The sequence below is a fragment of the Neobacillus niacini genome, from assembly GCF_030817595.1.
Classification (GTDB): domain Bacteria; phylum Bacillota; class Bacilli; order Bacillales; family Cytobacillaceae; genus Neobacillus; species Neobacillus niacini_G.
The window spans coordinates 3,388,640-3,401,372 of record NZ_JAUSZN010000001.1 but is presented as its reverse complement, the minus strand read 5'-3'; the positions used below and the strand labels follow the sequence as shown (position 1 = coordinate 3,401,372).

Genomic DNA, 12,733 nt, shown 5'->3' with positions numbered 1-12,733 from the left:
AATTAAAGTTAAGAATGGTGTTGCTCAGCAATTGAAAATGTCTTTTTCCCAAATACATAAATGACGATTGATAAAATTAACAGCATGGTACTGATAATGTAAAAGAAGCTTATATTTTCAAAGAATTGAATGAAAATACCGCCAATAATTGGGCCGCTTAAACTGCCTAAGCTAAAAAAGATCCCGCATAATAAATTTCCTGTCGCCAGCAAAGTCTTAGGCACTAAATCCGTCATATAACTAATGCCAAGAGAAAATGTTGATCCCACTACCATTCCTGATAAAAGCACGGAGATGAATAGTCCGATAAAGGACTGTTCAAATAGACTTGCAGCTGAAAAACTTAAGAATCCAAGAAGTAATACAACCATCAAAATATTTCTTCTTCCATATTGGTCGCTTAGAACACCTAATGGCAGCTGGGTGATGACACTTCCAATGGCAAAGGCAGTTAACACCAAGGAAACACTAGCAACGTCAATATTACTTCTTAAAGCATATACTGGAAAGCTGCCATTTAAGGAAGATTCTAAGAAACCATAGCAGAATGTTGGAAGGAAGGCTATCCAGCCATATTTCATGGTCTTTTTGAAGCGTTTAATGGTGTTGAAAAATGAATTGATTCCAACTTCTTGTTCAGGAAACTCGTTTTTCAGTGTAAATACGAATACCCAGCCAAGTAAACATAAAATAGATGAAATGATAAATGGCAAAGCTTCATTTACATCAACGAGAGGAGTCATCAATGGTCCACTTGCAAATCCAATTCCAAAAAATAATCCATATAGTGATACGTTACGCCCTCTTTTCGCGGAAGGAGAGGAGGAGGTAATCCAGGTTTGTGTGGCAAAATGCAAGGCATGGTCACCTATCCCAATGAGTGCCCGCAAGCCGAACCAAAACCAGAAAGATTTCCACAATGGAAACAATGCCAGTGCCATCACCACAAGCCCGCCGCCGATAATAATCGTTGGTTTATACCCATATTTCCGCAGCGGTGCTTCCATAAAAGGAGAGACTAGAAGAATTCCAATATAAAGTGCGGTGGCATTTAATCCATTAAGAGAAGAGGAAACCCCGCCTTTTTCAAAAATAACTGCGATTAATGGCAGCAGCATTCCTTGTGAGAAACCAGAAATGGCAACAATCGTAACCAATATCCATAATCGATGGTAACTTTTATTCATAGAAGATTCCTCGTTTGTTAAATAATTAATTTCCATTCGATGGTATCTGGAAAATAAAGCATTTGCAAGAAAAATATTCACCAATCCTGTTAAATAGCACAAAAATAGGGAACTATCATACTGGAGGAATTTTTATACATTTTTAACATATTCATTTTCTATGTCAGCCCTTAGGAGGAGAAACAGTGGAAAAAATATTTATGCTGCTTACTTTTATTGGAGTTCCGCTTTCAGTGATAGGGACATTCATGCATTGGCCAACTATGGTACTCTTTATTGTTTACTGTGTCTCTATTATTGCCTTAGCCAGTTATATGGGGAGGGCAACTGAAAGTTTAGCGATTGTTGCAGGACCGCGGATAGGCGGACTGCTCAATGCAACATTCGGAAATGCAGTAGAATTAATTATTTCAGTCTTTGCTTTAAAAGCTGGATTGGTTGGTGTGGTGTTGGCTTCCTTAACAGGATCTGTGCTTGGTAATCTCCTGCTTGTTGCAGGTTTATCCTTTTTTATAGGCGGGATAAAGTTTAAACGGCAGGCTTTTAACGTACATGATGCAAGACATAATTCAGGACTTCTTATGTTCGCCGTTATTGTGGCTTTCGTGATTCCTGAAGTATTTTCAATGGAAATGAACGAATCCAAAACCTTAACGTTAAGTATTGGGATATCCGTTATTTTAATCTTGCTTTATCTTGCCGCTCTATTCTTTAAACTTGTTACACACCGAGGGGTTTATCAAAGTGAGAAATCTGGAGTGCATCATGAGGAAGAACCTGAATGGAGTAAAGGGAAGGCAATTGGGGTTTTATTAGTTGCAACACTCGCAGTGGCCTACATATCTGAGAATCTTGTTCATACCTTCGAATATGTGGCTGAATCATTTGGCTGGTCGGAATTATTTATCGGGGTAATAATCGTTGCGATTGTGGGTAATGCAGCAGAGCATGCATCTGCCATTGTTATGGCATATAAAAATAAAATGGACATTGCGGTAGAAATTGCAATTGGTTCTACTCTCCAAATAGCCATGTTTGTATTACCAGTACTCGTCCTCGTCTCACTTTTCTTTACTGAAACCATGCCGCTCGTTTTTACAATGCCAGAGTTAATTGCAATGGTAACATCGGTCCTCTTGATGGTTGTCATTTCAAATGACGGTGAATCCAACTGGTTTGAGGGACTCACCCTGCTAGCTGCCTATTTCATTATGGGCATAGGATTTTTCCTGCTATAACGTAAAAAGACTCTGTGCCTGGGGGCGCAGAGTCTTTTATTAATTATCAATTCGATGTAAGGGTAAACCTTTAACTATGCTATAATATTTAAGCATTATGCGTTTGTGGGGTAAAACCAATCGCGTTTCTTGGGACCATCAATCACCAACCTTCATGTTAATTTTTTAATAGAAAAACACGAGTGTTGAATTTCATATATAATTGGAATCCCAACCTCCTTAAAGTAAATGGTTCGTCGATTGATTACTGCCCTCCTTTTTTAAAGGTTAAGTATAGTATAATCGATTAATTGAATTTTGTAAATGTTCAGATTATATTTTTTTTTAAGGAGATACAAATGGCCTTATTTTATCGGTTTCTATTCTTATTTGCAGGTTTATCCATTATGACTTTTGGAGTTTGTTTAACGATTAAAGCAGAGCTGGGGGCTGGGGCTTGGGATGCTTTAAATGTTGCCCTTACTGAATGGATAGGTTTAACGATTGGCAGCTGGATTATTATCGAAGGTGCAGTGTTAGTGGTTATAAACTCATTCTTGGTAAAAAGAAAGCCTCAGCTATTATCGCTATTAACCATCATCTTAATTGGGTCTTTGGTCGATTTATGGATGTTTTTTGTATTTGAGTCATTTGCAGCGAATGGATTAATGTTTAAATTCGTTACTTTAATTCTTGGAATATTTATTATAGGTCTAGGTGCAGCAATTTATTTACAAGCTAAGTTTCCTTCTAGTCCAATTGATTCTTTTATGATGGCCATTAGAGAACGTTTTAGCGTTAATTTAATGACAGCAAAGACAATTGGGGAACTTGTTGCTTTATTTCCAGCGCTTTTGCTCCAAGGACCAATTGGCATTGGAACCATCATTATTACGTTTACCATCGGTCCCTTTGTTCAGCTATGTTTTCCTTTTTTTGAAAAATTAATGAATAGATTGTTAGAAGGGAATTTTCAAGCGAAATATTGAAATAATTTGAGGTTATGGATAAAAGTTTTTAACTCCGAAAACAATATAAGCAGACTTATTACTGCATATTGTGAAAGGAGTTTTTTCTTGTGAAAAAGTTGTTTCCTGTCGTAGTGACACTGCTGCTACTGTTAGCAATCCTGCCAACAGCCTCTGCTGAAACCAAAAATGCTAAAAAAGAACCTGCAACCTATCAAATCCCTCCTTCAGTACGTAATATTACGAAGGAAAATACGTATCCTAATTCAACTCAGGACCTGCCAACTTTGCAGCCTAGTGAATTAACGAAGCAATTGATTGACTCTTCTAAGGTGAAGATTGAAAATCCAGATTTAATCCGCATGCTAAATGAGTCAAGCATTAATAGTACACCATTCGCGCTAGGTTACCGAGCAATCGTATACCTAGGTCAATGGCCATTAAATTATGAATCAACGGAAACCGCACCCAACTGGGAATATCAAAAAATTAATACAAACTACTATGATAATCGCGGCGGGACGGTACCTTACCAGATTCATTATGTTCAAGAAGCTCAAAAAATTATCCGCGGCGGGTTAACAGCAAAAATCGAAAACGCAGAGGATGTAAAAAAGATGATGCTGTTAAAAGCGATGGAAAAAACTCGTCTACCACTTGCGTTTGATACGATTATTGGGGCGGGAACGAAAAACGACCACGTTTACAATATCCCTGTCAACCGCTTAGGATACTTATATGCCTACGCACCGGCAGTGAATGAAAAAGGGAAAGTTACCTACGGAGAAGTGTATTTAATGCTTAAGGGAAGTAAAAAAGTAATTGTTGTTAAAAATGTAACCTCACAAGGAATCGGGGCATGGATCCCGGTTCAGGACCATGTCTCATTTGGTTTTGCTGCGTCAGAAAGACCAAGATGATGATGGAGAAAGAACTCCTACACAGGTCGTAGGGGTTCTTTTTTGAAAAAGAGCTTTAGAAAGTGTAAGATAATTTTCATAGAAGGGGGAGAATCAAATTTGGGCAGTCCGACGCATGATAAAAATACACAGGTTAGCTTTTTAAAGCAACGTTTAAACATGTTTCTAGATGTTCTAGATGCAATTGATCCGGAGGATACGGATCTTGATGATATTGACAACTTAATCAAAATGATTGATGAACTCGAATCCAAATGTAAGGAATTCAATCACCGCGAAGCACCAGAGTCTGTATGATTACAGGCTCTATTTTTTTGAAAACCTTTACCTTTAAAAGATTTGTTTATAGGAGTATAATAATAAGCGTCAAATAGTTGTAATTTTTAAATAGATTACGAATCGGACATGGGGAAAGGGGTATTTAGGTGAATATCGAAAAATTTCAGGAAAGCATGTACAAGTTAGTGGTTGAAACCTCTACAAAGCTTCCAAAGGATGTGCGCCGTGCAGTTAAAGCGGCTAAGGAGAAGGAAAACGCAGGTACAAGTGCAGCAATGAGCCTCGCCACAATTACCAATAACATTAAAATGGCAGATGATCAAGTTTCACCTATTTGCCAGGATACCGGATTACCAACTTTTAAAATTAAAACGCCTGTTGGTGTAAACCAATTAGAAATAAAAGAAGCGATTAAAAATGCAATCGTTATCGCCACAAAAGAAGGTAAGCTGCGTCCAAACTCTGTTGATTCTTTAACAGGTGAAAACAGCGGCGACAATCTTGGTGCCGGCTTACCGGTTATGAAATTTGATCAATGGGAAAAAGATTATATCGATGTTCGTCTGATTCTAAAAGGCGGCGGCTGTGAAAATAAAAACATTCAATATAGTCTTCCTTGTGAATTAGAAGGACTAGGTAGAGCTGGACGTGACCTTGATGGCATTCGAAAGTGTATCATGCACTCAGTTTATCAAGCACAAGGACAAGGATGCAGTGCTGGTTTCATCGGAGTAGGTATTGGCGGTGACCGTTCATCTGGATATGATTTAGCAAAAGAACAATTATTCCGCTCGTTGGATGACGTTAATCCAAACGACGATTTGCGTGCTCTAGAAGAGTATGTGTTAGAAAATGCCAATAAATTGGGTATCGGTACAATGGGCTTTGGCGGTGAAGCAACGCTGTTAGGCTGTAAAGTCGGAGTGATGAACCGAATTCCTGCAAGCTTCTATGTTTCTGTGGCTTACAATTGCTGGGCATTCCGTCGTTTAGGCGTTAGTGTCGACCCTGTATCAGGCGAGATTAATGAGTGGATGTATCAAGATGGTGAATTCATTGATTTTGAGGAGACTCAAGCAGAAAAAGAAACTGCGGCCGCACGAGCTAATGATGTTATTACGCTGCAAGCTCCGATTAGTGAAGAACAAATTCGTGAGTTAAAAGTAGGGGACGTTGTTCAAATTAACGGTATGATGTACACTGGCCGTGACGCCATTCATAAATACCTGTCTGATCATGATTCACCAGTGGATTTAAATGGACAAGTCATTTACCACTGTGGTCCTGTTATGCTGAAGGATAAAGATGGAGTTTGGCATGTTAAGGCTGCCGGCCCAACCACAAGTATTCGGGAGGAGCCTTACCAAGGCGACATCATGAAGAAGTTTGGTATTCGCGCGGTCATTGGTAAAGGCGGAATGGGTCCTCGTACGCTTGCTGCGCTTAAAGAACATGGCGGCGTGTATCTGAACGCAATCGGCGGCGCGGCTCAGTATTATGCCGATTGTATCAAGGGTGTGGAAGGTGTCGACCTTATGCAATTTGGTATCCCTGAAGCCATGTGGCACCTGCGCGTGGAAGGCTTCACAGCTGTAGTAACCATGGATTCACACGGAAACAGCTTGCATGCAGATGTGGATAAGTCTTCATTGGAGAAATTAGCACAGTTTAAGGATAAGGTGTTTAGTTAAGGATTGGGAGCAGGCTCTATTTGGGGGCCTGCTTTTTTTGTTTGGGAGTTGGGGACTTGTTTTGTATTAGCTGTAGGGTTTTATGTAGAAGCTGTACGGTTTATTGTAGGAACTGTATGGTTTTACGGGAGCAAGATGTGGCATTTGTAGAAACTGTAGGGTTTTATGTAGAAGCTGTACGTTTTTTTTTAGAAACTGTATGGTTTTATGTAGAAGCTGTACGGTTTTTTGTAGAAACTGTATGGTTTTATGTAGAAACTGTCCGGTTTTATGTGAAACTCAAATAGCTCGCAGTAAATTGACACTAAAGATTCATAATAAAACCAAGCATAATAGAAGGAAAATAAAAAAGAAATATAGAACAGTTACATCAAACAATTAAGGAGGGATTTTTTGTTTGATAAAAATTTAACTAAACCCATACCTTTACTTCAGGCAGAGGCTCTAGAAGGAAGACTAAGAAAAGATCATGAAAAAATGCCCGAAATAAAAAATAACATTAAAATACTTAAGTCTGGTTACAATGGCGAAAAAGAAATAAATTATCAATTAGGGCAAATCCCTCCGCATAAATACCACATTTTCCACGATCTCCGACTCCCTGTAGGTGAAGCATTTTTCCAGATTGATGTACTCCTCCTTTCACCAACTATTCTCATTAATCTTGATGGTAAGAATCATTCAGGCAAAATAACAATTGAAAAAAATCAAATGATTCAAGAGGCATTTGATACTAGAGAGATTTATGAGAATCCTATTTCCCAGACCAATAGACACAAAATATTATTAAAAAATTGGATAGAGCACAATCAATTACCTCCGGTTTTTATGGATAATTTAGTTTGCTTTTCCAGATCTTCAAGTGAAATAATTATAACTCCAGGTTACCGGGAGGCAGAAAATAAGATTTGTAAGTCGCATGATTTAATAAGAAAGATTGAGGAATTAGAGATGTACCATAAAAAAATCTGGGTGAGTGAAAAGGATATACTCAAAATAAGTAGCTTGTTATTAAAGGCGCACACACCCAAAAGGGAAGAGATTCTAAAATTGTTTAAAATTCCTGAATCGGATATTATTAACGGCGTTCAATGCCCCGAATGTTTAGTTGCACCAATGATATATCATAGGCATAAATGGATATGCAATACTTGTAAATTCATCTCCAAAGATGCCCATATAAAAGCCATTTACGATTATTTTTTAATTTTTAAACCATGGTTTACGAATTGTGAAATCCGCAATTTTCTAAACATCTCCTCTCCTAGAGCTGTTGGTTACTTATTATCCTTCCTAAATCTTCCCCGTTTAGGTTATACAAGTGACACTGTTTACCACCAGCCAAAACTTTTTCCTTAAAATACTAATCATGTTTCCCAATTACAAACAAACACTATAAAAAACAAAATAGGGGGAACATGGATGAAAAAGTTGTTATGCATCCTTAGTTTGCTGCTGTTAATGGTGCCTCAGGTTACGTATGGGTATGTTCCAAATAAGCCAATCCATTGGGGATTTAAGAAAGCTGTGGATGAACAGCCGCCTGATGCAGGAGCTGAGTATGAAAAGATCCTTGAAAAGTATGGTGCTTTTTATAAAGGAGATCCAAATTCAAAAATCCTCTATCTAACCTTTGATAATGGTTATGAAGCAGGATATACCGGAAAAATATTAGATGTATTAAAAAAGGAAAAAGTTCCGGCAACTTTTTTTGTCACCGGACATTATTTATTATCGCAGCCCGAATTGACGAAGCGTATGGTGGATGAGGGTCACATCATCGGCAATCATTCTTGGCATCATCCCAATATGACCCAAATCAGTGATGAGCGAATTCGTGAAGAACTGCAAAAAGTGAAGGATAAGACCAAGGAGATAACAGGTCAAAAGAAAATGAAGTATTTGCGCCCACCAAGAGGCGTTTTTAGTGAGAGAACGATGCAGATTGCGAAGGAAGAAGGCTATACGCATGTTTTCTGGTCATTGGCTTTTGTCGACTGGAATACGAATGCACAAAGAGGCTGGGAGTATTCTTATCTTAACATTATGAGACAAATTCACCCCGGAAGTGTATTACTTCTACACACTGTTTCGAAGGATAATGCCGATGCTCTTGAAAAAGTAATTAAGGATCTGAAAAAGAAAGGCTATAAATTTAAAAGTCTTGATGATTTCAAACCAGAAAAGAAAGGCATTTCAAGAATCATACCGAGTTTCTGGAGAAAATAAGCAGAAAAAAGCTGGATTCGTGATGAATTCGGCTTTTTTATGTTAATAATGCTATAATACGGTGATATCTAACAGGAACCCGGAAGATGGAGTGAACGAAATGAAAACAGATCAATCAATTAAAATACAGGTAAATCAGACCTTTCCCTTAACCATCAAACGACTCGGCATTAATGGGGAAGGTGTTGGTTATTTTAAAAAGCAGGTAGTTTTTGTGCCAGGGGCACTTCCTGGTGAAGAGGTAGTAGTCGAGGCCACAAAGATTAATCCTAAATTTGCTGAGGCAAAAATAAAGAAGATCCGGATTAAATCTCCGCATCGTGTTCAGCCTCCTTGTCCAGTCTATGAGGAATGTGGCGGCTGTCAGCTGCAGCATTTAAAATATAGTCAGCAATTAAAAGAAAAGCGGGATATTGTCATTCAATCGCTTGAACGTCATACCCGGCTTGCGGTGGATAAACTTGATATCCGAGAAACGATTGGAATGGAAGACCCATGGGGATATCGGAATAAAAGTAGTTTTCAACTGGCAGGTAGAGATGGAAAGGTTTTAGCCGGATTGTACGGGTTAAACTCCCATCAACTAATTAATATTGAACATTGTGCGGTTCAACATTCTCAAACGAATGAAGCGGTTAATACGGTTAAAAAGATTCTCGAAGAGCTAAAAATTACGATTTATAATGAAAAAACTCGAAAAGGAATCGTTCGGACGATTGTAACCCGCGTAGGGGTGCAAAGTGGTGAGCTCCAGATCGTTCTCATTACAAATCAAAAAGAGTTACCAAAGAAAGAACAGATTATTGAGGAAATCCAAAAACGACTTCCGAATGTAAAATCAATTGTACAGAATATTAATGAACAAAAAACATCGCTTATTTTTGGAGAGGAAACATTGCCATTAGCAGGTGAAGAGTTCATTCAAGAAACATTGGGAGACCTCCAGTTTGAGTTATCGGCAAGGACTTTCTTTCAGCTAAATCCTGTTCAAACCATTAAGCTTTATAATGAAGTAAAAAATGCAGCGGCGCTAACTGGTAATGAAAAAATAGTTGATGCGTATTGTGGCGTGGGAACCATTGGCTTGTGGTTAGCAAACCAGGCTGCTGAAGTACGTGGAATGGATGTAATTCCAGAATCGATAGAGGACGCAAAGAAAAATGCCAAACGGCACGGGTTTACTAACACAAAATATGTACCAGGCAAAGCAGAAGAGGTGCTTCCTAAATGGGTGAAAAAGGGTTGGAAGCCAGATGTGATTGTAGTTGATCCGCCAAGAACCGGTCTCGACGGGCAGTTAATCCAAACGATTCTACAAACAGCACCAGAAAAGCTCATTTACATCTCATGCAATCCGTCTACTTTGGCTAAAGACATTCAACTGTTAAGTGCAAAATACGAGGTGAAATACATTCAGCCTGTAGATATGTTCCCGCAGACGGCACACGTTGAGACTGTTGTTAGGATAGAGAAAAAATAGGTTGATATCAAAGACTTTGAAGGTTTTTAAGTGAATATTAATGTGTGTTTTATTTTCCCTCGAACTGATTGTTTGGGGGATTGTTGTTTAGGTGGTCTAATTTTGACGCAGAAATATGAATATGAAAAGTTTGGTTAAAATGCAATTTGAAAGCCATTAAGTTCATTTTGAATTTTAGCTAATACGGCGTGCTATCGAGTATATGTTATACTCTAAATAGGTTTACTTTTCAGAATATAATGCAAAATCATATGTTTTTACGACAAGGAGTTGAGTTATGAAATTTCTGCTTACATCTGCAGGCATCAATAACAAAAGCATACACGACGCGCTGGTTGACATGCTGGACAAGCCCATTGCCGACTCCAACGCCCTGTGCATCCCCACCGCGATGTACGGACACCCCTGGGTTGGCCCCGGCGTCAAAGCTTGGGAGTTCATCAGCGGGAAAGAAGATAATCCTATGGTCGACCTAGGCTGGAAATCCGTCGGCATACTGGAGCTCACAGCGCTACCAAGTATTAGTGAAGACCGCTGGGTGCCGCTGGTACGGGAGACAGACGTCCTGCTGGTGGCGGGAGGTGACGCCCTCTACCTGGGTTACTGGATGAAGCAGTCCGGATTGGCGGACCTCTTGCCGTCGCTCAGCGCAGTCTATGTGGGAATGAGCGCCGGTAGCATGGTGATGGCACCTAGAATTGGGGACTTCTTCGTTAGCTGGACTCCGCCGAGCGGTGGCGATGAAACGCTGAGTATGGTCGATTTTGCAATGTTCCCGCATCTGGATCACGAGATGCTGCCGTATAACACGATGGCTGCTGCAGAGAGATGGGCCTCCGGGATGCAGGGGCCGGCTTATGCAATTGATGATCAAACCGCCATCAAAGTCATCGATGGAGCGGTCGAAGTTGTATCCGAAGGGCATTGGAAACTGTTTTCGCCATAATCTTAGTATACTGTCAGCTTCTTGGATGCAATCTCGAATATACCGAGTACTTCAAATTGTGTTGGTATAGTTAACTAGGGTTTGCACAGGGAATATAATAATAGATGCCATTGTGGCAACAAAGAGTCGGAAGCATTCCCTAAAATTTATGTTAAGAAAAAGATGAGCAATATTTGTGCAGTTTAGTGACGGACATTATCTTTGAAAACTTACCAGCACCTCATGTGTTGCCACATACAATCCACGCATGTTGAGTGTGTCCCGCAGATAGTTTTAAAATGTAACTAATCAATAAAGTTACTAACCCGTCAGAAAAAACTCTTCCGATTTTCGGATCAATTAAGAAAATAGATTTCGGAAAAAAGCGTGAGAAAAACAGGGCTATCCTTTATGGGATAAGCCCTTTGTTTTTGCTGAGTCAGAAAACTTTATTCTAACACGAGAAAAAGGGTGAAAAAAAGGGGAGAGAGCAGGGGTTTTAGTGGACTATTTTTGAACTCGGAAACGAATGAATGCGGGTTTCGGGTAGGTGAATTCGGTGGGGTTTTTGACGTTGTCCAAAAAGAAGCAGCAGACCTCAAAATAGGGGATTCTGCTGCGTTTTAACAGGTATTATGGAAGCCGAAAAACGATAGTGCTTGAAAAGTGTTCCATTTTCTCAAGTTGTAAGGACTGGTGATAGTGATTGCATTGATAATATATATATATGATGAGTACAAAAGGGATTAAAGTAAAAAACTTACATAGAATTTGATTGGGAGGAAGATGATGTAGAGCATTATTTCCTATTCTATGGAAAAGATTTGGAGAAGAATCATTAGGTTAAAAGAAGCAACCTTAATCAATTGTTTATCTTCACCAACCAATTAGAAGTTAAATAGGTTTCTGCTTTATAAATAACAATGGGGGAAGCTGTGGCTTCCTCTTTTTTATTTAAATCATCTAAATTTATTCTTTAGCAAAAAATCAAAATATTAATTATCTCAACTGTTATTGGGAAATAAAGGTATCAAATTGTAAAAAAAATTTTTATGATTTGTATATATTTTAATAATAAAATGTCTAGACATTTATTTCTAAATGATTATAATTAAAAAAGTAAGCGGTTAATGTAAACGTTTTTGAGAACGTTAAAATTAAAAATAATTTTAAGGAGTTTGATAATAATGAAAAGAATTCTTTTAGCATGTAGCTCAGGAATGTCAACTAGCCTTTTAGTAACAAAAATGGAACAGTATGCAGCTTCAATTGGTGAGGAAGCAAAAATCTGGGCGGTTGGACAGGACCAAGCGAGAAAGGAAATGGCGAATGCTGATGTTGTCTTAATAGGGCCACAAATGAGTTTCTTAAAAGGTGAATTCCAAAAAGAAGCGAACCAATATGGCATTAAAGTGGATGTTATTGATATGATGGCTTACGGTTTGGCTGATGGTAAAAAAGCTTATGAACAAGCTTTATCTTTAATGTAATGGAGGATTTGTAATGGAAAATGTAAATATAGACGAATTAACGAGTGAACAAATTAATTTTATGCTGATCCTTCATAGCGGCAATGCGAGAAGTAAAGTGATTCAAGCCCTTCGCGAGTATCGTGAAGGTAGGATCGAAGAGGCAGACAATCTTTTAGTGGAGGCAGAAAAAGATTTGCATGTTGCCCACCAGATTCATTTTAAGATGGTTCAGCAAGAGGCATCAGGAGAAAAAGTTGAGTTTGCGTTACTATTGATGCATGCAGAAGATCATTTAATGTCAACGTTATCAATGAAAGAACTTGTAAAAGAATTATTAGAGCTTTTTAAAATAAAAAAACTTTAAA

12 protein-coding genes are annotated in these 12,733 nt (G+C 38.6%); 11 read left to right on the top strand and 1 reads right to left on the bottom strand.

Annotated features, from left to right (window positions below; genetic code table 11):
- Positions 1–8: 8 nt before the first annotated feature.
- On the bottom strand, positions 9–1,289 hold the full coding sequence (locus QFZ31_RS16205; protein WP_307304412.1) for an MFS transporter: 1,281 nt from the start codon (positions 1,287–1,289) through the stop codon (positions 9–11).
- 83 nt (positions 1,290–1,372) lie between these two features.
- On the opposite strand from QFZ31_RS16205, the gene cax reads away from it, so the two are divergent.
- The 11 genes from cax to QFZ31_RS16150 all read left to right on the top strand — a co-directional run bounded on the left by cax (position 1,373) and on the right by QFZ31_RS16150 (position 12,732).
- Positions 1,373–2,425, top strand: coding sequence for a calcium/proton exchanger (gene cax / locus QFZ31_RS16200; RefSeq protein WP_307304409.1), 1,053 nt, complete (start codon positions 1,373–1,375; stop codon positions 2,423–2,425).
- Between the two features lie 338 nt (positions 2,426–2,763).
- Positions 2,764–3,393 carry a YczE/YyaS/YitT family protein gene (locus QFZ31_RS16195; RefSeq protein ID WP_307304405.1) on the top strand — a complete coding sequence of 210 codons (630 nt, stop codon included), beginning with the start codon at positions 2,764–2,766 and terminating at the stop codon, positions 3,391–3,393.
- 89 nt (positions 3,394–3,482) lie between these two features.
- Entirely contained in the window at positions 3,483–4,292 is an 810-nt protein-coding gene (locus QFZ31_RS16190) for a YfkD famly protein (protein WP_307304402.1), read from the top strand.
- A 99-nt stretch (positions 4,293–4,391) separates the two neighbouring features.
- Positions 4,392–4,589, top strand: a complete 198-nt coding sequence (locus QFZ31_RS16185) for an SE1561 family protein (RefSeq protein WP_179603753.1) — start codon at positions 4,392–4,394, stop codon at positions 4,587–4,589.
- A 128-nt stretch (positions 4,590–4,717) separates the two neighbouring features.
- Complete coding sequence (locus QFZ31_RS16180) at positions 4,718–6,262, top strand: fumarate hydratase (RefSeq protein WP_307304399.1); 1,545 nt, start codon at positions 4,718–4,720, stop codon at positions 6,260–6,262.
- Between the two features lie 393 nt (positions 6,263–6,655).
- A complete protein-coding gene (locus QFZ31_RS16175; protein WP_307304396.1) occupies positions 6,656–7,621 on the top strand; it encodes a nuclease-related domain-containing protein in 966 nt (321 codons plus the stop codon).
- A 63-nt stretch (positions 7,622–7,684) separates the two neighbouring features.
- Positions 7,685–8,491: a delta-lactam-biosynthetic de-N-acetylase gene (gene pdaA / locus QFZ31_RS16170; RefSeq protein WP_307304394.1), complete on the top strand. Its 807-nt coding sequence runs from the start codon at positions 7,685–7,687 to the stop codon at positions 8,489–8,491.
- Positions 8,492–8,591: 100 nt separating this feature from the next.
- Positions 8,592–9,971, top strand: a complete 1,380-nt coding sequence (gene rlmD / locus QFZ31_RS16165; protein ID WP_307304391.1) for a 23S rRNA (uracil(1939)-C(5))-methyltransferase RlmD — start codon at positions 8,592–8,594, stop codon at positions 9,969–9,971.
- A gap of 277 nt (positions 9,972–10,248) precedes the next feature.
- The gene (locus tag QFZ31_RS16160) at positions 10,249–10,917 is read left to right on the top strand and encodes a Type 1 glutamine amidotransferase-like domain-containing protein (protein ID WP_307304389.1); all 669 of its coding nucleotides are present in this window, start codon (positions 10,249–10,251) and stop codon (positions 10,915–10,917) included.
- Positions 10,918–12,083: 1,166 nt separating this feature from the next.
- Positions 12,084–12,386 carry a PTS sugar transporter subunit IIB gene (locus QFZ31_RS16155; protein ID WP_307304388.1) on the top strand — a complete coding sequence of 101 codons (303 nt, stop codon included), beginning with the start codon at positions 12,084–12,086 and terminating at the stop codon, positions 12,384–12,386.
- A 13-nt stretch (positions 12,387–12,399) separates the two neighbouring features.
- Positions 12,400–12,732 (top strand): PTS lactose/cellobiose transporter subunit IIA, encoded by a 333-nt coding sequence (locus QFZ31_RS16150; RefSeq protein WP_307304385.1) that lies wholly within the window; start codon positions 12,400–12,402, stop codon positions 12,730–12,732.
- Position 12,733 lies beyond the last annotated feature (1 nt).

What these genes read in the sequence shown, in the direction of transcription:
- QFZ31_RS16195 (WP_307304405.1), top strand. Translation starts at nt 2,764, where the DNA reads ATGGCCTTATTTTATCGGTTTCTATTCTTATTTGCAGGTTTATCCATT.
- pdaA (WP_307304394.1), top strand. Translation starts at nt 7,685, where the DNA reads ATGAAAAAGTTGTTATGCATCCTTAGTTTGCTGCTGTTAATGGTGCCT.
- rlmD (WP_307304391.1), top strand. Translation starts at nt 8,592, where the DNA reads ATGAAAACAGATCAATCAATTAAAATACAGGTAAATCAGACCTTTCCC.
- QFZ31_RS16160 (WP_307304389.1), top strand. Translation starts at nt 10,249, where the DNA reads ATGAAATTTCTGCTTACATCTGCAGGCATCAATAACAAAAGCATACAC.
- QFZ31_RS16155 (WP_307304388.1), top strand. Translation starts at nt 12,084, where the DNA reads ATGAAAAGAATTCTTTTAGCATGTAGCTCAGGAATGTCAACTAGCCTT.
- QFZ31_RS16150 (WP_307304385.1), top strand. Translation starts at nt 12,400, where the DNA reads ATGGAAAATGTAAATATAGACGAATTAACGAGTGAACAAATTAATTTT.